General features: G+C 39.0%; 13 protein-coding genes and 2 pseudogenes. 2 read left to right on the forward strand and 13 right to left on the reverse strand.

From position 1 onward, the window contains the following. Positions 1–25: 25 nt before the first annotated feature. The 9 genes from ACZ5XR_RS28765 to ACZ5XR_RS28805 form a co-directional block, all read right to left on the reverse strand. Positions 26–985 (reverse strand): sugar kinase, encoded by a 960-nt coding sequence (locus ACZ5XR_RS28765; protein WP_464502731.1) that lies wholly within the window; start codon positions 983–985, stop codon positions 26–28. Continuing rightward, a complete protein-coding gene (locus tag ACZ5XR_RS28770; RefSeq protein ID WP_464502732.1) occupies positions 982–1,758 on the reverse strand; it encodes a sugar phosphate isomerase/epimerase family protein in 777 nt (258 codons plus the stop codon). Before ACZ5XR_RS28770 ends, ACZ5XR_RS28765 begins: the two co-directional genes overlap by 4 nt. A 518-nt stretch (positions 1,759–2,276) precedes the next feature. Then, complete coding sequence (locus ACZ5XR_RS28775; RefSeq protein WP_464502733.1) at positions 2,277–2,465, reverse strand: hypothetical protein; 189 nt, start codon at positions 2,463–2,465, stop codon at positions 2,277–2,279. Between the two features lie 1,523 nt (positions 2,466–3,988). Then, entirely contained in the window at positions 3,989–4,762 is a 774-nt protein-coding gene (locus ACZ5XR_RS28780) for an IclR family transcriptional regulator (RefSeq protein ID WP_464502734.1), read from the reverse strand. 203 nt (positions 4,763–4,965) lie between these two features. Beyond that, positions 4,966–5,904, reverse strand: coding sequence for a phosphotriesterase family protein (locus ACZ5XR_RS28785; protein WP_464502735.1), 939 nt, complete (start codon positions 5,902–5,904; stop codon positions 4,966–4,968). A 49-nt stretch (positions 5,905–5,953) separates the two neighbouring features. After that, positions 5,954–7,363: an MFS transporter gene (locus ACZ5XR_RS28790; RefSeq protein WP_464502736.1), complete on the reverse strand. Its 1,410-nt coding sequence runs from the start codon at positions 7,361–7,363 to the stop codon at positions 5,954–5,956. Between the two features lie 588 nt (positions 7,364–7,951). Beyond that, on the reverse strand, positions 7,952–8,752 hold the full coding sequence (locus ACZ5XR_RS28795; RefSeq protein ID WP_464502737.1) for an SDR family NAD(P)-dependent oxidoreductase: 801 nt from the start codon (positions 8,750–8,752) through the stop codon (positions 7,952–7,954). Positions 8,753–8,770: 18 nt separating this feature from the next. After that, complete coding sequence (locus tag ACZ5XR_RS28800) at positions 8,771–10,501, reverse strand: acetolactate synthase catalytic subunit (protein ID WP_464502738.1); 1,731 nt, start codon at positions 10,499–10,501, stop codon at positions 8,771–8,773. 39 nt (positions 10,502–10,540) lie between these two features. Then, on the reverse strand, positions 10,541–11,965 hold the full coding sequence (locus ACZ5XR_RS28805; RefSeq protein WP_464502739.1) for an aldehyde dehydrogenase family protein: 1,425 nt from the start codon (positions 11,963–11,965) through the stop codon (positions 10,541–10,543). 1,023 nt (positions 11,966–12,988) lie between these two features. Between ACZ5XR_RS28805 and ACZ5XR_RS28810 the strand changes: the two are divergent. After that, positions 12,989–13,904: pseudogene (locus ACZ5XR_RS28810) on the forward strand (transposase); the annotation flags it as partial. 444 nt (positions 13,905–14,348) lie between these two features. Here ACZ5XR_RS28810 and ACZ5XR_RS28815 read toward each other — a convergent pair. The 4 genes and pseudogenes from ACZ5XR_RS28815 to ACZ5XR_RS28830 all read right to left on the reverse strand — a co-directional run bounded on the left by ACZ5XR_RS28815 (position 14,349) and on the right by ACZ5XR_RS28830 (position 17,430). After that, the gene (locus tag ACZ5XR_RS28815) at positions 14,349–15,122 is read right to left on the reverse strand and encodes a M15 family metallopeptidase (protein ID WP_464502740.1); all 774 of its coding nucleotides are present in this window, start codon (positions 15,120–15,122) and stop codon (positions 14,349–14,351) included. A gap of 131 nt (positions 15,123–15,253) precedes the next feature. Continuing rightward, positions 15,254–15,382 (reverse strand): annotated as a pseudogene (locus ACZ5XR_RS28820) (ketopantoate reductase family protein); the annotation flags it as partial. A gap of 1,045 nt (positions 15,383–16,427) precedes the next feature. Further along, positions 16,428–16,652 carry a hypothetical protein gene (locus ACZ5XR_RS28825; protein ID WP_464502741.1) on the reverse strand — a complete coding sequence of 75 codons (225 nt, stop codon included), beginning with the start codon at positions 16,650–16,652 and terminating at the stop codon, positions 16,428–16,430. 520 nt (positions 16,653–17,172) lie between these two features. After that, complete coding sequence (locus ACZ5XR_RS28830; RefSeq protein ID WP_464502840.1) at positions 17,173–17,430, reverse strand: PaaI family thioesterase; 258 nt, start codon at positions 17,428–17,430, stop codon at positions 17,173–17,175. Between the two features lie 482 nt (positions 17,431–17,912). Here ACZ5XR_RS28830 and ACZ5XR_RS28835 point away from each other — a divergent pair, with 482 nt between their 5' ends. Next, a complete protein-coding gene (locus ACZ5XR_RS28835) occupies positions 17,913–22,295 on the forward strand; it encodes a S8 family serine peptidase (RefSeq protein WP_464502742.1) in 4,383 nt (1,460 codons plus the stop codon). Positions 22,296–22,304: the final 9 nt, after the last annotated feature.

Raw genomic sequence — 22,304 nt, forward strand, 5'->3', positions numbered from 1 at the left:
CTTTAAATTCAAGTAAATCTGTTTATTAAACGACTGTTTCTACATGATTTTTTATAAAATCTATTAATTCTGGTTCCGTTGGATAACCGTTGGAGTCCCCAGGTGACTGAACAGCCAATGCTCCAATGGCATTTCCTCTTAATACCGTCTCTTCCAGTGAAAGCTTCTCGAGCAAACCGCTAATCACTCCAACCGCAAAACCGTCACCTGCTCCCACCGTATCCACAACCTTTTTCGCCTTAATACCCGGAACCGTTCCTTCTTCTAGAGCGGTTTTATAAAACGCTCCCTCAGGACCAAGCTTGATCACAACAAGCTCAACGCCTTTTTCTAAATAAAAGGAAGCAATATCACGCGGATCTGTATAGCCGGTTAAAATTTCACCCTCGGTAATCCCCGGAAGGACATAGTTGGCTTGAAAGGCTGCCGCGTTGATTTCCTCGACCATTTCCGCCTTTGAAACCCATAGGGAAGGCCTTAAGTTCGGGTCAAAGGAAACGGTTCTGCCGTTCTTTTTCATAAACGATAGGGCATATTTGGCAAATGACCTTGCCTGTTTGGAAATCGCAAAAGGAATTCCTGTCAGATGCATGTGCTTAGCTGATTGAAAATACGCTTCATTAAAATCGGCGATTTGCAGGTGGCTTGCCGCGGACCTTTTCCGGAAATATTGAACCTCAGGATCCCCTTCTGCCACCTTCGCTTTTAATTGAAAACCGGTTGGATAATGGTCATCAGTCAGAACTTGACTGATGTCAACGTTTTCATTATGAAGACGTTCGGTAATGAATTTTCCAAACGCATCATTGCCCACTTTACTGACCCAGCCTGCCCGAAGACCTAGCCGTGCCAGTCCGATCGCCACATTGGTTTCCGCACCCGCAAGCTCAAGCATGAATTGGTCAATAGTATGAAGCGGGCCCGGCTGATTGGCAATAAACATCGCCATCGCTTCGCCAAAGGTGATCACATCAAACTGATTCATGATATACCCTCACTTTCTAACATGAATTCGTTGATCATATGAATGTAATCTTTCGTTTTCTCTTTCGGCTCAATCGGAAATTCAAGCGCTTTCATCATGCCGCCAGGAAAATGCTGCATGACATTTTTCCAGCTCTGCTCCCCTTCCTTTTCAAGCGGCACAGTAATAAGCTCATTACCTTTTTTTTCCACATTCTTCAAATGGAGATAAATCACATAGGGGGCAAGCTGGTGTAAAGCCTCCACCGCATCTTGGCTAGTGTAATACCAGTTCCCAACATCAAAGGTCATTTTGACTGGAACATTGAGAACGTCAGCGCTTTCAAAAAAGGATTTTAATCTGCCGACGTTTCCGCCATAAAGCGTTTGATCATTTTCAACCAATAATTGAAATCCTTGGTGTTGGTTTATAAAATTATTAAGTTTAACAATATCGGAATCTTCCCGATGATAATGGCCCAGCGATACCTTAATCCAGTCAGCACCAAGGGCGATTGCCTCTTGAAAAACATCGGTCAATTCCTCTTTGTTTAGCTGGTGATTTTCATTCCATAATTCAATCGGAGCAGAATAGACGGTAAAAAGTCTGTATGCCTTAATTTCATCTCGAATGAGCTCATGCTGTCTTTCTTGGACTGGTTTCGGCAGCAATTCACGGCGGACCTCGATTCCAAACGCTCCGGATTCCGCTATCAGCTTTACAAAGGATTCTTGTCCATTCTTTATCACTTCCACACTATCAAAAGCATTCAATGGGACAATCACATTTTTCATTGCCAAGATCCTTTCTTTGATGTATTTATATTAGTGCTATATCTCGTATTAATAAACCGGTTTAGTAAACTATTAAAAAAATAAGTTTGCTTAATAGACAAATTTTGAAAAAGATGAGCCTAAATATAAATCGGTTTAGTAAATCGATTTATCGATAGTATAATCCGATTGTAAGCGTTTTTCAATAGTTTTTTTCGATTATTTTTCTCAGCATTGTCTTTCAATCCTTCCAAATCAAAAATCAGAACTAATGTCCTTTGCCCCGCTGGTATAATCGCTGAATAAATTCTTCCTTTTTCTGAGTTAATAACAATATCTATTTTTATTAGCTTATTTTTTTCTGAATCTATGCTAGCATAGATTCAGCTCTCTTATTGGGAGCATCGCCCCCCAAAAAAGCTCCCAGCAATCTTTCAATCATTAGGAGAAACACAAAGCAAGCGACACGATCCTGGCGTAGCCGGGAATTTTCCATTCTCTTCGGTACGCTTTTTAAAACAAAAAAACAAAAGAGGGAGTTACCCCTCTTCCCTCTCTACCACTTCTTCCATGATGGATTCGATCCACTCGATAGCTTCTTGTTTGCCTCTGAAATCATCGGTTAGTCGTACAAACTGTGAAGTGACTTCGTCTTCCTGAAAGTATCTACCTACATAAAACCCTGTGCTTGATTTTGCTACCTTCAATCCATGAAAACTTACTTTCATTCACAATCACTCCTTTTTTGTTTGACCTCTCCGAATCTTTGCGAAAAGGGCTGTCAACGAGCTTGAAGTTTGTGAAGTTTGTGAAGTTTTTTATACGCTCTTCTTAAAAAATTTCACAAAGTTTGCGAAGCGCTAGCGTAGCACCCTTGACTGCCCTTATGAGCAAACGATTACAATAAGGAGAACAAAGAAGGAGATTTATAGAGTCCGAGCGTATATTGCGATCCAACGGGCTCCCGTTGGCTGGGTTTGGGCAAGGAGCCCAAGGTCTTATAGGTTTTCGGCTCGTTTGGTACGGCGGCCTGCCGTAAATGGAACAGGAACCTACGGAATGTAGGCGTTAGCCGTACAGACCGTGGTTATCGGGCCATTTAGTGCCAACGCGACACGTACAGAATGACAGAAAGTGTACTTTGCTTTCTGACCAGTCTGTAGTGCTGCCGCCCGAAGTAAGGTCTGTATATTTTTGAATGAATTCTTTAAAGTCATGATTTCTAAAGAAAAAACACAGCCTTAAGGCTGTATGGATAACAAAAAATAGAATAATAAAATTTAGAATAAAGGTATTTTCATTAAACTATTGAGTTATCAGGACAATTAGTGCATCTTCAGGCATTCCTTATGTAATAAATCACTTAATTAATGAAAAGAACGATTTGCTCTGGCAAGTGGTTTTCCTACTTCCTCGAATAATTTTTCAAAAGGTTGCCTCAGCAACCGCCAAGCAGGCTCAATGCCTGCGTCATATGATCAAGAAAAAACGGATGTTTTTTATCCATTCGTGGACCGACATCGGCGCTGATCCAGCCGATGTTTTTATAGATTTCATCATTTAGACTGATAAGATCATTGTATTTTTTGTAGGTTTATATTTTTCGTTCATCGCCTCAAAAAATGGTAGGATATATATTTTCAATGATAGGGCAATTGATCCGTTGAGACATGGGAGGGAAAGCCTCCAGGGGCGGCGTGGAGAATGCACATCATATGGTAAAATGTGGAGTACAATTATACTCCTCTATTTCATTATCCTCCACGAAGCTATTAATGGTTCTGGCCCCCTATTTTCTATCGTTACAAAATATCAAGGTACATGAAATCCTGCGAATAAGTGAGCATTCGGGAGAAAATCGTATTAAACTGAGGGAGTTGAAGAAGAACATTAGCTATGGGACCGTTTTTGATTACGATTCAAAATAGAGGAAATACAAAAAGAATTCTTATGCCGAATAGTGAATTGCATAAGAATTCCATTGTCATCAGGTTATATAAAATCATTTAGAAAACGGGTTGTCCTTTGATAAATTTACTTTTTAACATTCATTAAACTATCTTTCAGTACGGTGTACCCATATAACAAAGGCAAATAGGCTATAAGTAGATAAACCCCTGTTTCAGAGGTTATTTTCCATAACATACTGATATCTGGCCTTTCCTTCAACATAGGAGTAAAACACAACAATCCTATTTTGCACTCCTTTATTTTTTCACCAGAATCAGGTCAGAATCAGAAAAGTTTATTTTTATAGGATTGATTTACCAATCTCATTTGCCCCAGCAATTAGAGATGTAACATAATTCTTTAATTCACTTTCATCAAAATGTGAGTTAGGCATAAATACACTTAAAACCGCAACAACACTGGTCTTTTTAAAATTAAAAACCGGAACAGATATACCTGCTACCCCAGGAGAATGCTCGCTATTCGTATAGCAGTATCCTTCATTTAATATTTTCTCTAAGGATTTTTTTAATTTCTCAATTGTAACGATAGTATTTTCGGTATATGAAGTTAATTCCATCTTTGAAATAAATGCTTCTCTTTCCGATTCATTTAAATCTTTAATTAAATAAGCTAGATGCGTTTTGCCTGCAGTCCCAGTAGGAAGTGAAAAGGCCGTGCCTATATGTTCGCTCCATTTTACTTGAGAAGGACTGTCTTCTCCTTCTATAAATGAATAATAGGAATTGTCACTATGAACGATACTTAAATAAACAGACTCCCTAAATTCCATTGCAAATTTCTTGATAATAGGACGAGCGACCTCTCTAAGGTCCTGCTCAACCATATTGTATAATAGTAAAATATTTGGTGCGTCTAGAGAATATTCTTTTGATTGCTCTCGCTTTATAAAACCTGTTGTATGTAAAGTGTCCACAAGCCGATAAGCAGCTGTTAAACTAATTTTCAATGAATCTGCTATCTCTGCCACCGATAAATATTTTTTCTTAGAAAATAACATTAGTGCTTTTAGGGTTCTTTCAGCAACCAATGATCCTTTATATGAATTATCCATCAAACACACCCCTTGAAAAATCTTTCATTTATAGCAGCTTCTGTCATTATATCACTAGAATATAATTTTTGGACAAATGCTGAAAAAAATATGAATCCAAGAAAAAAAACCTTCTTTAAATTACTTTGCACAATATTGTGCAAATTTAAAATACAGAAGGTTTTTTAATGAAGGAATAAATTCACTTTATCAAACTAAGGCAATTATTTACCTTCAAACCAATTGATAACGTTTTCAACCATCATTGTCTTAATTAGTTCGTCCGATACCCCTTGTTCACGTAATTGAGGGATCACTTCATCTAATAAAAAGGTAATGGACCAATTTGGAACCAATTTAGCAATTTCTTCTTCTGGGAACCAGTCAATGCTGCAGCAATAATCTTGGGAAAGGAACATCCGATTAGCGAAACCTTGTTTTAAAAGTTCAAGCAGTGTTTTGTTTCTTTCCGTAAAAGGCAGACCTTGTCCATAACGGTCCATTCCGATATATGCCCCGCTGTCCAATACTTGGTGAATATAATCTAAATTTTCTGTATCCCCTGTATGTCCAATCATAATGGACTTAGGGTTAACCCCTTCTTCTTGGAAAATTTCCAATTGTTTAAGGCCATTGCCGCTAGCAGGGTGGGAATGAGTCATAATTGGTACACCCGTTCTTTTTTGAGCACGCGCCACTGCTCTGAAGACTTTTTCAAGATCTGTAGTAATTCCTTGAGCGTCGGCCGAACACTTTAAAAAGCTCGCTTTAATGGATGTATTTTGTACCCCCACTTCAATATCCCTAATAAAAGCTTCAGCCAAATAATCAATATCGCGGTTTTGAAAATGGGCTGGGATTTCTGTAAAAGAATAAATACCTGTCGCCGTAATAATTTGCATTTCAGTTTCTAAGGCTACCTTTTCTAAAAATCGGACATCACGGCCAACCCCCATTACAGTAGGGTCACATATTGTTTGTACACCTTGTGCTTTAACTGCCTTCACTGCGTTGACAGCTTTTTGATAAAGTTCCTCTTCATCATATAGATGAGGAAATTGAACAGCTACTGCTTCTGAACGTAGAAGAAGATGCTCGTGTACAAGCGTACAACCCAAATTTTTACTATCAATTTTTCCGGTAACTGTATTAACGAAACCCATTTTTTAAAACTCCTCTCGGGATTTAGTATTATCATTTTTTATTAACCAGTTATTCTTCGATCCCACATGATTTTAAACTAACAAGGGACCAGTCTTTCCCACGTTTTTTCCCCACAGTTTCTCGGGTAAACAGTAAAATTAAAAAGAAACAAATGACCATTAAAGCTGTTAGAAAGTATAGACCTGTTATATATCCTTGATGTGCTTCCCATCCGCCGCCAGCATTGATAAAAATACCAAGAACGAGCGGACTGAGACCTCCAAAACTGGTACCTGCCAATAAAATACCCATTGCTGTACCTACATACCCTTTTTTGGCTGAATCGGAAACTAGAGCGTAGGAGACTGGATAAATGGCGTTCGTAGAACAGCCAAGAAATAGTTGAATTCCAATCAACCAACCTAACCCATTTCCAACATATTGGAGAAGGTAGAAACCGATTGCAAGCCAAGCAAAGCTAATTAACAAACTCATGCGCCGGCCAATTTTATCAGATAAAGCCCCCCAAACGATTTGTCCGATTCCCCCTGTAATGGTGAATACAACGGACCAAGCGGCGGCAGCAGCAAAATCAAATTTTGCAACGAAGGCTAAATAGGGAGCGAGCCAAAAGCCTATTCCTACGTACCCGGCAAATCCAAGTGCTAGGGTAATCGTACCAACTAAAATATTAGGATTTTTAAGAGTTTCTAAAACAACGCCCTTCTTCTTTAAATTTTCAGTATTTTCCGAATTGGTAGTCGGTGTTAACCCCATTTCACGAGCCCGATCTTCATATTTCTTGAAGTTTTGCGGTGTTGCAAAAATCCAATAAATAATGAAAATTGGGATGATCGCTAATGGTACAGTTAAGAATACGAGTCGCCAATCATTTCCAGAACTAGCTAAAATGGCGGAAATCGCAAGTCCACTAAGTAAGGTTCCCCATGGGTAGGCTGTATGATGGGCTCCTAGAGCAAAGCCTCGTGATTCTGCCGGCCACCACTCTGCCACTGAAGAAACTTCGATCGTCTCCCCAGCTGCATTAAATGCACTTCTTAATATTTGTAGAATAACAAATCCAGCCACAACGGATGTAAAGGTAGAAAACCCTGTTAAGAAAACAAATAACGTATAGGCGAGTGCAATCCAAATATTACTTTTTTTACGGGCCCAACCTTGTCCTACCCTATCAGACCATCTTCCACCCCAAATTGTCAGGGTACAGCCAGAAATAATGATGAGAGTAACAATTCCACCGACGGTATCCGCAGAAATTTTGTATTCGTTTACAATCAACGGCATTACCCGATTCATAATTTCTCTATCTATGGCATTCATTGCGAATACTAACCATAATAAGAGCAGGGCTATCCAGGAAATTACCGGTGCTTTAGGTAATATTCCTGTTTTCGCTTGCCTGTTAGCTTGGTTTACGAATTCCACATTTTCAACTAAGTCCTTATTTGATTGCGTCAATTAATTACCCCCTTATTCATTTTAACATTATGGCATTTTGATAATAGGTTTTAATACTTTCTGTTGTTTAGAATCGGAGAAAGCAAGTGAGCCATCTTCCAATGGATAGATAGAAATAATATTTTTTAACGGTTCTTTATAAATGTTTAATAGATCAAAAGACTGCTAAAAATCATTACGGTCATAGGCGTAGCTTGACAATATATTAATTTCCCCTCTAACCATAATGTTTACGGGAAACTTCACTTCTTGTTCATATAATGTGACTAATACGTATGTTCCGCCTTTTTCAATCTGAATACACCTGTTTCCGCAGCGAACGAAGAACCCGAACATTTAAAGATAATATCAAACTTTTCGTATTGCGGCGTTTGCAGGAGTGATTTACATGCTGCCAGTCATGCTAAAGGCTACGAATTTGCGCCGAAACCAATTATTTTATGGCATCAATTATCGCGAAAAAATTTCTATAATTATTAAATACTTGCCATTTAAATATACATTCTAGTATTTTTATTATTGTAAAAGTGAGAGGAGCATATTTATGTAATTAAGGCTCCTCTCCATTTAGTTGAAAAAATAAAATGCTTATTTCAGAAGTCCACCAGTTACATCAATGACAGATCCTGTCACATAATCTGATAGATGCGTCGTTAAAAATTCAATAACATTTGCACAATCTTCTGGTGTTCCTAACCGTTTTAAAGCTGTTTGGCTAGTATATGTTTCAACACCAGCTTGTTCAAACTGTTCTATTAATCGGCCAGTTCCAATGAATCCTGGTGCAATCGCATTGACTGTAATATTATATGGGCCTAAATCCTGAGATAAAAATTTTGTATAGTTTACAATGGCAGCTTTAGCAGCACCATAGTGAGAATAAGAGCCCTCAGAATTTGCTTGTAAACCAGTGACTGATGTAACTGTTACAATTTTTCCGTACCCTTTCTTTTTCATCCCTGGCGCAACGGCCGCTACACTATAGACTGTTCCAAATAGGTTTCTTTCCAAAACTGTTTGTAATTGTTCAGGATCCATTTCAGAAGCTTTATTTTCAAGAATTGAACCTGAACCACCTCCGGCATTCGCTACTAAAATATCCACTTCGCCTAGATTGTCCACAATTTTTTGAAAGGCATTTTGAACCTGCTCTTGATTTGAAATGTCTGCTTCCATACCAAAAGCCTTTACACCTAATTCTTTTAATTCATCTACAACGGTTTCGTATTGTTCACCAATACTCTCACCTGCAAAATGTTGATAAGATTTTAAATCGATATCAATTACCCCAACATCTGCGCCTAATTGTGCCAATTTTAATGCATATGCACGGCCAATTCCTCGTGCAGCACCAGTTACTACCGCTACTTTACCTGTTAATTTCCCCATAATAATTATTCTCCTTTTTTAATTATTTAGTACATCCATTACCCCGACTGGCGGTATGTTATTTGGATCAGTTAACAAATCAATCACAACAGTTTCATTGGATTGGAATGCTTCATCAATGGCTGCTGGGATATCCTCTGTAGAAATCACTTTTATCCCTTTAACACCGCATGCCTCAGCAATCTTGGCATGATCAACAAATGAAAAATCACAAACATTTGTATATCGGCCTAGCATGGCTGTTTCACCATATTTTTGATACCCGAGAATTCCGTTATTAATAACAGCTACGACTACTTGAATACCAAGTCTTTTACAAGTTTCTAACTCGCTCCAGACATGACCGAATCCTCCGTCTCCCACAAGGCAGAACACTTTCTTATTTGGATTGGCAATTTTAGCGCCCATTCCCATTGGCAATCCCCAGCCCAATCCTGCAAGTCCTCTAGGGAAAATAAACTTTCTGTTCTTAATGGCTTTAAGATAGTTGGCATTCCAAACAGATGAAAGACTGGCATCCGCCACAATGATATGGTCATCATCTAATCTTTTTTCCACTTCATATAAGAATTTTTCCACTTTTATTTTTCCAGATTCAACTGAGTAGATTTCCTGCATATCCTCTTGATGCATTTCTCGAGACAATTGAATACGCTTTTCCACACTTTCGCGTATAGCCATTCTTTTTTGAACACCTTTTTTCAATAAGGTTTCTTTTAAAGCAGCAAGGGTTAATTTCGCGTCACCAACAAGTCTAAGTGATTCATAGTTTCTACCAATTTCAACAGGATCAATATCAATATGAATATATTTAGCCTCTTCTGGCAAAAGGGTCCAGCTGTCCGTTCCATTTTGGTTTGTGCGGTTTCCTACTAATAGAATAACGTCAGCCTCTTGTACCATTGATTTTAAGTGTTTGCTGACCCCTCTTTTTCCCATATAATAACCAATTGGTCCTATGGTTAATGGATGTTCTTCATCGACAGATCCTTTTCCCATGGTGGTAGTCGCAACAGGAATCGAACATTCTTCTTGTAATTCTCTTATTTCATTAAGAGCTCCAGATGAAATAACACCACCGCCAGCATAAATAAAAGGATGTTTCGCTTCTATTAAAAGGTCTGCAGCTTCATCAATTTTTGCTAAATCTGCTATAGTTCGATCGAGTGGGAATACTCCTGAATTTTGGCTTCTTCTTTCATTGATTGCATATTCTTTTGTGTCTGTAATAATATCTTTTGGCAGGAGTAAAACAGTTGGTCCCGGTCTGCCGCTTGCAGCAATTTTAAATGCCATGTCAACATAATCTTCAATTCTTTCTTGAATCGGTATTCTTTTAATCCATTTAGAAACCCCTTTAAACAGCTCAAGATGATCAATCTCTTGAAAGGCATTTTTTTCTTCCTGTTCTCTAGATACTTCTTCGACAAGGGCAACAACGGGATAGGAAGCTTTTAAACATTCTGCGAGTCCTGCAACTACTAATGTAGCAGCCGGTCCATGTTGTGCAGTGACCACTGGGATTGTGTTTGTACACATTGCATATGCTTGTGCCATGTACGCTCCTGAGTTTTCTTGTCTATAACCAATTTGTTCAATTCCAATATCCGAGCATGCAAGAGTGACAGTTGGAGGATTACTTTGTCCAAAAATATACTTTACGCCATTTCGTTTTAAAGAAAGTGCTATTCTCATCGCATTTGTAGCTTGTTTTACTCCTGTTGGGTCTTGAATTATGCTGTTCGTCATTTTACTGTCTCCTTTGTTTGGATTTAAGCAATTACAATATTAGAAATTTTGATTCCACACCACTAGCTTTGCTTCTGTCATTTCCTCAATGGCATATTTAATGCCTTCTTTTGTGTTTCCGCTTTCTTTTACACCGCCATATGGCATCTGATCGACTCTATAATTTGGAATATCATTAATCATAACGCCGCCGACGTGTAACTTTTTGGATGCTTCCAAAGCTGTCTGAATATCTTTCGTAAAAATACCAGCTTGTAATCCATATTTAGAATCATTAATCGAATCAATTCCTTCTCCAATTGATTTAATCGGAGTGACCGTAACAATTGGTGCAAAAACTTCCTGGCACGATACTTTGGAGGTTGATTGAACATTCGTTAAAATGGTTGGCATCAAGACATTATCTTTTTCAAAACCTCCGCTTAAGACCACTGCCCCTTCTTTTACAGCCTCTTCGATCCAGGAAATACTTCTCTGTAAATCTCCCTTTGTGATAAGGGAAGATACATCTGTCTCCGAATCAAATGGGTCCCCGCAAATAAGACTTTTTGTCTCACTAATAAATTTGTCTATAAATTTATGATAAACACTTTCCATTACATAAATTCTTTGTAAGGAAATACAAACTTGCCCTTGATTAGAAAAAGCACCAGCAGCACAACTTTTTGCTATTCTATCTAAATTAGTATTTTCGTCTATAATTAATCCTGCGTTAGAACCTAACTCTAAACTTACCTTTTTCAGACCTGCTTTCGCTTTAATCGACAATCCAACTTGAGGACTTCCTGTAAATGTAATCATGTTCACCTTTTCGCTTGTGACAATACGATCCCCAACCACTGAGCCTTTTCCTGTCACTACATTTAGCACACCCTTAGGAAGTCCCGCTTCTTCAAAAAGCTTCGCAATGAAAAAGGCTGTTAATGGTGTTTGTCCTGCGGGTTTTAAAACCACACTATTTCCTGAAGCAATTGCTGGACCAATTTTATGGGCGACCAAATTCATAGGGAAATTAAATGGTGTTATGGCTCCAATGACTCCAATAGGTTCTCTAATTGTGTAGGCCAATCTATTGACCCCACCTTTTGCTGAATCCATAGGGATCATCTCTCCATGAATTCTCTTTGCTTCCTCAGCAGAAAACTTATAAGTTTCTATGGTTCTGTCAACCTCATCAAAGGATGTTTTCAATGGTTTAGCCGATTCAAGAGAAATTAACCTTGCAGCTTCCTCTCGATCTCTTATAAGTAAACTCACTAATTCCTCTAAAATGTTAGCCCTTTCATATGCTGGTATAGAAGAAATTTTATGTTGATTTTTTGCTCCAGACTCTATTGCCTCATCCACCTGTTGAATTGAGGCTTGTGGTATTTCAGCAATTTTTTCTCCTGAAAAAGGAGAATATAAATCTTTATATATCTCACTGCAAACCCAATTACCATCAATAAAAAGTTTATTTTTCAATTTCTCCACCTCCGTTTTTCCGATTATCGTAATTAATTACTATATTCGATAACCTACTTTAATTTTAAGAAACTAATTTTTCAATGTCAACTCATAATTTAGAAAAATATTTTGATTTAGAAAATTCAAAGGAATTAATGTTTCATATCATTTCTAATTACACTAAATTAAAGCATAGATAAAATACCTCTGTTTATATAAAAAACCCGAAATTTAACCGATTATGGCTTAATTTCGGGTTTTAATTTTTTTATTAGGTTTCTAGACCGAATGTTATGTTGGCGCTACCTCAAAAGAAAAAGTACCAAAAACGATCGTTTATGGTAATAAAACAAGGACCGTCTCTTTCACCTCAAAAACTACTAAATTACATAACCAAAATTATAAACCAAAAACAAATTACCAATATATCAATTATCAACCCCTTTAACTGGTGTTAGGCTAGGCATTACTACTGCCCTCATCGCACGTTGCTTCAACCCTAAAGAATGTACCAAGCGCAAATACAAAAATCCCCTTCAACATAAGGGGATTTCAGATTGTAGACAAAAGGCATCCGAATGAGTCCATTCGGGTGCCTTTTGTCTACAATCTGAGCCAAGAAAAGATATTCTTCTTTTCTTGGCTTTTTTTAGGGTTATGCTTTAGCTAGTTGCTGATAATAGATCGGAACTCCATGCTCCACGCAATATTGGTTAACCCTCTGAGATACATAAGTTGAAGTGACAACAAGAGTGCCACAAACAAAGATTACTTTTTTACCCATTCGTTTCTCCTCATTCATTTATTTAGGCTTACCTACTATAGAGCAACTCCTCGAAGAAGGAGAATAATTAATCCTGAGATATTCTCAAGAAGTTTAGAAGAACGCCTTCGTAATAGAATAATCCCATGAGCTTTTTCATGATTTCAATATGTCTCGAAGAATAAGCAAAAAGACAATTCTAACCTCAACAGATTTTTTTGGATTTAACATATCCGAAAAATCGACGGGTTCCTTTAAAACTCCGACAGCCATTCATTTCCTCAGCACATGTTCCCGCTCAGATAGGTGTTTCCTCCCTACATGCTGACGCAAATCCACATTACGGGACAGGTAAAGGTACCACTTTTTATCGTTTTGTTAGCGATCAATTTTCTAGCTTCTACACAAAAGTGATTAATACAAATGCACGAGATGCTGTTCATGTCATTGATGGTTTATTACATCATGAGACTGATTTACATATTGAAGAACATTATACTGATACGGCTGGTTACACGGACCAAGTATTCGGACTAACAAATTATTAGGTTTCCGGTTTGCTCCAAGGCTACGAGACCTTACGGATTCGAAACTTTATACATTTGAAAAACCAGATCCATATCCAGAAATGGAGAAATTACTGCGAGGAAGAATTAATTCAAAAATCATACAGGAAAATTATGATGATGTGTTAAGACTGGCATATTCCATTAGTGAAGGAACTGTTTCTGCTTCTTTAATCATGGGAAAATTGGGTTCCTATTCTCGACAAAATAGCCTTGCTACTACATTAAGAGAGATGGGACGTATTGATAAAACCCTGTTTATATTAGATTATATTTCTAGTGAAACTTTACGACGTCGAATCCAGCGTGGGTTAAATAAAGGTGAAGCCATGAACGCTTTAGCACGTGCCATATTCTTTGGAAAACAAGGAGAGCTGAGAGAACTGCATTACAAGATCAATTGCAGCGCGCTAGTTCATTAAATCTTATTATTAATGCGATTAGCATTTGGAATACTGTTTATCTATCTCATGCAATTGAATATTTGAAATCTAAAGGAAAATATAAAGAGGATTTGCTTCCTCATTTATCTCCGTTAGGGTGGGAACATATTAACTTTCTCGGAGAATATTCCTTTAATCCAAGGAATTCAGATTCCATTCATTCCCCCCGGCCACTCAGGACATAAAAATAGCCCTAATTTTTCTGCTTAGCGTAGAAAAATTAGGGCTTTCACTTCCAAAAAATGTCTTAGCGTATAATATCCACGTTTTGTCGGAAGGACCCCTATAAGTTATTGTTTGTTGATCTGCTACGACTAAGTGGACAGGATTAGGTAAATAATTCTGTCCTATTCCACTCCCTCTATATAGAAAGGAATATCTCCCGATTTCTATAGTTTTCTCTAAATTACGTAGTAGTCTGTTTTAATGAAAAAATTTGTGGCCTGGAATAAAGGTGTATTCAAGGATAATTTTGGGGTCCAATTGAAAAGAGACTAATAGCTACTAAACCACACATATCCATATATCACTGGAATTTAAAGGGCAATAAACCTGCTAGCAAGCTGCTAGAAAAAGTGACAGGAACCATGGGGATTCTTCACATGGTTCCTGTCACTTTTTATTCCCTTTTAGTTATTTACTTTAGCAGCATTGTAGTATTCTTCTAGTGTAATACCTTGGCTAGTGATTTCCTTTGCGCGTTCTTTGCCGACATAACGAAGATGCCATGGTTCATATTGGTAGCCTGTAATGGCTTCTTTACCTATTGGATAGCGGATGATGAAACCATTATCCGCTGCATGCCCCTGCAGCCATTTGGCCTCAGTACTGTCGCCGAAGCAATCCGCTGCCGCGCATTTGCCATCTCCTTCTGTCACATCGATGGCCAGTCCGGTTTCATGCTCGCTTGTCCCGGGAAGGGCGCTATAAGTTCTCGCTTTTTGATAACCATCCCTATTTACATAAGTATTAAAAAGAGAAGTTTGTGTTTTTTCCGATCTGTATGCCGAAACTCCTAAGAAATTCACACCCTGTGCTTTCGCATCATCAAAGAGTTTTTTTATAGCAGCCGCAGCTTCACTTCTCATTTCGCGTTTTTCTGAATTAGCAGGTGTAGGAACAAACGGTATTTGGGTAAAAACAAGGTCCTTGGGCACATAGCCGGCAGGCAGTTTATTCTGCTTGTTCACCAGTACGGGAATGCTTTCAGGGTATGAGACAACCACAGTGCGATTATTCTGGAAATTATAATGGGCTTGTTTTTGCTCATTGATTTGCTTCTCTTTATGCTGATTCTCCACCAAGGAATTTTGCTTAGCAGTATTATATAAAAATAACGAACAGCCGGCTAGTGAAATAGTAACGACAATACAACACATTCCTGTTGAAATTAATTTAAGCATATTAAACTTCCTTTTTTAAAAAACTTTCATTGATTTTATTATTAAAGATAAAGTTGTTGACTAAGATGAAGAACACTTGGATGTTGAAATTCAAAATTATGATTTATTACTGAATTTGTTAATTTCCTATATTACATTACCTTTTGAATACATAATAACTCTTCAAATGCTTTTATATTTGTATCAAAATTGGGCACAGTTTGAGATACTTCGGCAAATTTGACTAGTTTTACAACCAAATCATTAAAAGGTATTGGAATTATATACTATACTTACTCATTGTTTTCATTCTCCCTTTTTAATAATTTAGACCTAATCCACCCGTTTTGATGACAAAACTTGACGGCGTTCGATCAATAACTTATAGCATTTTTAAAGTTAATAATTTGAATCTCTTTAATAAAATCACCCCAATTTCTCCAATATATCTACAACTTTTCCATAATTTGCGACATCAAAGGGGATCTTCTCTTATCTATAAATCCATAATTTTTGTTTTTCAAAAAACCATAATAGTGATTATTGTGATGTAACTTTAGAATAATAACGATTAAATCTGATTGAATAAATCAACACATAGATAACAATTAGCGTAGCAAACAAATATAGAATAACCAATGAGAAGTTCAAGCTAAAAAATTGAGTCAATACTCCGACGGCAACAACCGGCCCAATGAATCCCGAGTACGCGCATAAATAAAATGCCGAAATGACTCGCGGACGTTCTTCCGGTTTCGGAAACTGGCTGGCAATCATTATAGAGACTTGAAACGCACATCCGGCACCAATCATTTGAATGAATATACCAGCCCAGAGCAAATTAAATTCGCTATCTGACCGGAAAAAACAATGACACACGATCCAATGACAAGTAACAGAATTCCTATACGCATCCGTGTAACAGGATTACGTGGCCAAGGAAAGAACTGCATTAAGCCCCCCCGCCTAGAAGCAGTAATATTAACAACCCGGAAATAGAGAGATTGGTTGTGTGAATTACGTTTCTGGTGAAAGTAGGAATAAGAGAAAACACAATTCCGCCTAACGTGAAAACATTAAAGATCGGAAGTCCGATGAAAGACCAAAAATGGGAACGAATATTGTTGGGAACACCGAGCGAAATTTTAGTTTTATCCGGTTTCTGTGCTTGGGAATCTTCGTGCTTCGGTAACATTTCCTGAAATACCAAGGAACTCAATAACATGACGAGCAGGTACCAATACTGCAAAAGCAGTGGCTGAAAATGCACATATTGCACGATTAAACCTGAAATGGCTGGGCCAAGGCCAAAACCAATGTTTACCGTTACTCCTGATAACTTGCAACGTCGATGCGATGGAAATCCATATACTGCTGCGAGGTACCCGTTTCAATCTCCATGAGCTGCCTCTGGATCACACGATTAGCAAGGTCGGCACTGGATAGCGGCATAAACGGCAAACAAGATGGTGATTTGAAACTGCTCAGCCGATAATGCTCCCCAAATAAAGGGAATAATGAGGAAATAAACGTAGCCCCGCAGGACATCATAAGAACAACCCAAAACATTCTTTTCATATTAGTAGTTCCCTCTTTCTCTAATTTATTTACTTACTAGTTAGTAGGTAATATTCGTAGAAAAACCGCCCTATAATTTTTAATAAGCCTTGGTTACCTTAATATATTGTTCAAATCATTTTAACTTATAGCAACATAACCTTTTTCCGGAAAAAGTTCTAGCGCCAGGTCTAAAATTTGTGTTTTTCGATTTCCACTACTGCATTTTATCTTACTAGTAGATAAGTATCAAGTAAATCAGAGCAGAATTACTCTCCTCTTCTCAGTTCATTGAGACCGGCCTTACTTGCTTTATTCAGTTTACGATAGAACTTTTTTCTGCTTTTTTAAAACATAATTCACAGTATAATCCTAAAATTTCTATTTGGTATTTTTTATCTTCCTACTGATTTTTCACCACGAAGAATCATACACATACTTAATGCATGGGCAATTAATGAACCACCTTCATCAAAAACATCGCACTTGATAAGCCCAATATTCTTTCCTTTCTTTATAACCTCACCTTTTGCTGTTTTTCATTCCATATCGGTTTCAAATAATTGATTTTAAGTTCAACAGTCGTAAAGGATTCATTCATTTCTAACAAACTTGAAAATGCCACGCCCATTGCCATATCGGCTAAATCGCATAGTATACCTCCATGGATTGTTCCTATAGGATTTGCATGCTTCTCCGTATTACACTTTAATTCAAAAACTGCTTTACCCTCTTCGATTTGTAACAGCTCTGCACCAATTAACTTGGCGATAGGCGGCGGTCCCCTTCACAAAGAATTCACTGAGAGACATCCAAGTAGTAGTTGAGATTCCAAAAACAGGGATGTCAAAGTTCAAGGTTTAATACTAATCAAAAGAGATCTTTAGTTTAAGATCTCTTTTTTCATTTTTACAACACGGAAGTATTTACATAATATTTTGAGTACTTGCATAATTTGCAATTATAAGTAGCTTACTAATTAATTAATGGAAATTAAAAAATATATCTATAATTATTGAATTAGTTTTATATCAAAGCATCTTGATAGCACATATCGCTTTTGGGCCCCGCATCAGTCCTCTTTATTGATAACTGAAATGAATTACTATCATAACAAGAATGTCATTTACCAAAAAAATTTTCGCCATATATAATATCTTTAGCATATTAGAATAGTCTTAATTATTTCAATGTTATTAATAGTTTAATTTTACTATCCTTAAATGCAATTCATATTAGAGGTGATTACATAAAATGAAAAAAAGAAATCAATGGTTTAAGGGGAGGACCGCAACCTGTATTGTCGCTTCAGCCCTTCTATTCTCCAGTGCGAGATTTGCATTTGATGCTCCTATTGGTTTTGCACAGGGAAACGATTCGGATAATACGATGACACGTGTTGTGGTCGAAATGGACGGCGCACCCGCCATTCAAACACTGCCGAAGTCAGAAAGGATAGGGGCCGCTTCCAAAGCAAGTGTAAGTATGTTGAAAGAACATACCCAGAGTTTAAAACTGGCACACGGGAAAGTGTTACAAACAATAAATGATAAAGGGATTCCATTCAAAGAGTCTAACGAATATACGTTTACCTTTAACGGCATTTCATTAAAAGTTCCCAAAAACAAATTGGATGAACTGCGTTCGATTCCCGGCGTAAAAGCGGTGTATCCGGATCAGGAATATCACGCAGACTTAGCCGACAGCGTTCCTTTGATTGGTGCTCCTGACGTTTGGTCCATGCACGACCAAGAAAATCAAGGAGTTACAGGTAAAGGAGAAACGGTCGCTGTGATTGACACGGGTGTGGACTATAATCACCCTGACCTGGGAGGAGGATTCGGACCAGGGCATAAAGTTGTCGGGGGATATGATTTTGTCAATCATGATAACGACCCAATGGACGACTACGGCCATGGAACCCATGTTGCCGGAATCATTGCGGCTCATGGTAAAGTGACCGGGGTGGCACCTGATGCTTCGATAACAGCCTATAAAGTCCTAGATAATAACGGATCAGGATATACATCCGATATCCTTGCCGGAATAGAAGCCTCTATTTCTCCAGACAATCCAAACCCGGCTGATGTCATTAATATGAGCCTAAGCGGCCCTGGTGATGGCAGTGATCCCATCTCCCAAGCTGCCCAAAATGCGGTTGATGCCGGTGTAGTAGTGGTAGCGGCAGCCGGGAATGCAGGCCCTGGATATGGAACAATTGGTGCTCCAGCTATGGCAGAGGGAGTACTTGCTGTCGGCGCTAGTACAAGCGGTATCAAAGTGCCTGACGCGAAAATGGTTGCCCCAGTTGAAGAGAATTTGGCCGTTACCCGCCTTGGGATTTCAGCTAATCCTCCTGAAGGAGCAATTACCAGCGAGCTCGTAGACGTTGGAGAAGGAGGACCGGAAAGCTACGATGGATTAGATGTAAAAGGAAAGATTGTCCTAATTCAATTGCCTCAAGGTGCAACTGTACCGCAAGCTTTTTCAGAAGCGTCTACAGCTCAAGAAAAAGGGGCCGATGCTGTGCTCTTTTACCTGCCTGACCAACCTGGCCCTGTTTTTAAATTAGGAGATACTATACCATCTCAATATACATCCAATTCATCTGAAAAGTTACAAGCTCAAGATCAATTCCAGACAGATTCATCCCTGGACGGTCGGTTGGATACGTTGGCCGCAATGCTAATTACCGGAACAAAAGCTGGGGAATTAAAGTCCTACTTGGCCAAAGGACCCGTTAAAATCACGATTACAGGAAAAGACGCAACGGATCAAATTGCTAACTTTAGTTCCCGTGGTAATTCCGACTTCCGAGCAAAGCCTGATTTAGTCGCTCCGGGTGTTGAAATCAATTCGACTTACATCAAGACACAAGATAATGATACCGGTTACACCAGAATGAGCGGGACAAGCATGGCTGCCCCCCATGTGGCAGGTGCAGCTGCCCTCATAAAACAACTACACCCTTCCTGGAAAGCTAGCGAGATTGCCAGTATTTTAAAAGAATCCGCGAAGCCGCTGGCATCATATGATGTGCTTACACAAGGGGCAGGAAGACTGGATGTAAAGGCTGCAGCGGAAACCAATGTCGTCGCCTCACCTAATGGCTTAAATTTTGGAATAGCTGATTTAAAAGATTCAGAGATTCATAGAAGCGCTTCGTTATCTTTAAACAATCACGGCGAAAAACCGGTTGATATGGATTTCACTGTAAAAGACGATACAAAATCCGGGGCAGCCGTTACAGTAACTCCATCCCATATTCATATTGAACCAGGTCAGCAAGTCAAAGTGGATGTGAACATCAACATGAATCGGCCGGATCAGGATACAGTTATTTCCGGATGGATAGAAGGAAATATCCAATCCGGAACAGAATCGCAGCATTTGCGTGAGCCATACCAGTTGACTGTACGGCATCTCCAAATCACTGCATCTCCCGATCCAGTTGCATCCACAGTAAGTGAAACGGAAGCCTTCATTTACAGTCCGGTTGATTTGTCACAAGCTCCAATCGTCACAGTACGAACTCCAAGCGGAAAGACAAATCAAGTGACTTCTGTCTTAGATCATGGTCATTGGTGGCACGTGCCCGTTCAGACTAGCGAAGTGGGAATATATCGGATTGATGCTAGCTCTACAGTCAAAAATTCCTCTAGTGAGGAATCTACGATAATAGGCTCTGGTTACGTGGAAAAATTACCAGCCGATAAGGAACACTCTTCCACCTGGAAAGCTGTCGGACCTTACTCTAATGCAGGGCTGATGCATGTTGACCCAAAAAATCCTAAAGTCATGACAGTATTATCAACACAGTCACCTTCCATTTTCCGGACGGAGGATGGGGCGAAAACTTGGCATGAGTTTCGAAATTTTCCTGTTGCAGGAGGAGCGCCAACTGCAATCGTCGTTGATCCTACTAATGAAAAAAATATATATGTTCCTGTTAGATCGAGGTATAATGATCCAACGTATTTAGGTAAGATATTCGCCAGCAAAGACGGTGGAATAACATGGAGCACACTACCTTTCCCTAACATAGAAGTATCTGACTTAGTCACTGATGAGAGCGGGCAGAAATTGGTTGCCATTTCCAGTAATGAAGTATTTATAAGCTTAAACAGAGGGATGAGCTGGGAAAAATTGTCTGGGAATTGGCCATATCTTAATAAAGCACATCTTCTGAATAACGACCTATACCTTTCAGCAGGCTACGATGGTGTTTACGCTGTTAAAGATGTATTTTCTGGTTCGGCAACATCTGTGAAATTGTTTCAGCCGCGTTTTAGAGGGATACAAGATATAGTAGGCAATCAGGATATCCTTGTTGCAAGTACTTTTGGCGGTGGATTATACGCGTCCTATAACCAAGGTAAAGATTGGAATGAAGTTACCCATAATCAAGTACCATTTCATGATGTATTTTGCGTTAAGATTCTCGATGGGGGTATTTATGTAGGAACGGGTTATGATGGAATTTGGGTAAGTCACGATTACGGAAAAACATGGGAATCTTGGAAACAACCGCTTCCAGGGTCTAGGTCCCTTGATATCGATTTTGCCTTAGGAGCAAAATCTTCCCCTAACGGGAATCGCCCAGTTTATGTCTCTTCAGATCAGGCAGGAATATATGAAACACAGGATAAAGGTGAAACATATAAACGGGTCGGTATTCCTGGAGCAACGGTTTATGGCTTGGCTATTTCTCGTAACGCCCAAGGATACCAGTTACTTGCCGGAACTGATTCTAACACGTATCGGACAATGTTACCAGATCAAAATAAAGTTGATTCCTCCACTCTCGAATGGGGAGCGGCTGAAGGGGAAGGAATGACAGGAGAACAAGTGTTGCAGGTTGCAACGTCCCCAACAGAACCGAATGTCGTCTACAAGATACGCTTTAGTGCGATTGGGACGATGAATGTGTACCGAAGCAATGATGGAGGAGAAAACTGGGATTTGAAATTTGAAGATTCTTCAGTCCCTCTTGCCCTTCTGGTTCATCCAGCCAACCCGAATGAAATCGTGATCCCATATGATATCCCAGGCACTAGCGAAATAGGTGTGTGGGTCAGCCAAGATGGTGGGGATAATTGGAAAAAGATTAAGCAAGAACACCAGTTTACAGCCATAGCCGGTGATCCCAAAGATCCTAACCGGATTTGGGCTGGCGGAAATGACGGGCTATTCCTGTCCCAAGACATGGGCCAATCATTCCAAAAAGTTCAAGACCTTCCTGTAAGCAGGATAGCGATCGACTCACACAATCCGGACCATTTAGTGGTCGGAGGTAACCATTTATATGTCAGCACAGACGGTGGGAAAACATTAGATAAAGCAAAGTATGCTGAATCTGAGCTCAACATTTATGTCAATGATATCATTGTTTCCCCTACTAACCCTAAGGTCGTCTTTGCAGCCACTGGTTCCTTTTATCAAGGGGGACAAGGAGGTCTCCTTAAGGGAGGTCGCGGTGTGTTAATGAGTGTGGATGGCGGGGAAACATGGAAGAATATATCCGATGGCCTTGATAACAAAAATGCAACTGCCCTTGCACTATCACCAGACGAAGAATATTTGTTTGTCGGCACACAGGGCGGCAGTGTCTATCGTATGAAATTGCATAATAAATAACGTTAAAGC

The organism is Neobacillus sp. Fa239, assembly GCF_055395235.1.

Bases quoted from the DNA above. Each gene is read 5' to 3' on its own strand.
- ACZ5XR_RS28765 (WP_464502731.1), bottom strand. From the start codon at position 985: ATGAATCAGTTTGATGTGATCACCTTTGGCGAAGCGATGGCGATGTTT.
- ACZ5XR_RS28770 (WP_464502732.1), bottom strand. From the start codon at position 1,758: ATGAAAAATGTGATTGTCCCATTGAATGCTTTTGATAGTGTGGAAGTG.
- ACZ5XR_RS28775 (WP_464502733.1), bottom strand. From the start codon at position 2,465: ATGAAAGTAAGTTTTCATGGATTGAAGGTAGCAAAATCAAGCACAGGG.
- ACZ5XR_RS28780 (WP_464502734.1), bottom strand. From the start codon at position 4,762: ATGGATAATTCATATAAAGGATCATTGGTTGCTGAAAGAACCCTAAAA.
- ACZ5XR_RS28785 (WP_464502735.1), bottom strand. From the start codon at position 5,904: ATGGGTTTCGTTAATACAGTTACCGGAAAAATTGATAGTAAAAATTTG.
- ACZ5XR_RS28795 (WP_464502737.1), bottom strand. From the start codon at position 8,752: ATGGGGAAATTAACAGGTAAAGTAGCGGTAGTAACTGGTGCTGCACGA.
- ACZ5XR_RS28800 (WP_464502738.1), bottom strand. From the start codon at position 10,501: ATGACGAACAGCATAATTCAAGACCCAACAGGAGTAAAACAAGCTACA.
- ACZ5XR_RS28815 (WP_464502740.1), bottom strand. From the start codon at position 15,122: ATGCTTAAATTAATTTCAACAGGAATGTGTTGTATTGTCGTTACTATT.
- ACZ5XR_RS28825 (WP_464502741.1), bottom strand. From the start codon at position 16,652: ATGATGTCCTGCGGGGCTACGTTTATTTCCTCATTATTCCCTTTATTT.
- ACZ5XR_RS28835 (WP_464502742.1), top strand. From the start codon at position 17,913: ATGAAAAAAAGAAATCAATGGTTTAAGGGGAGGACCGCAACCTGTATT.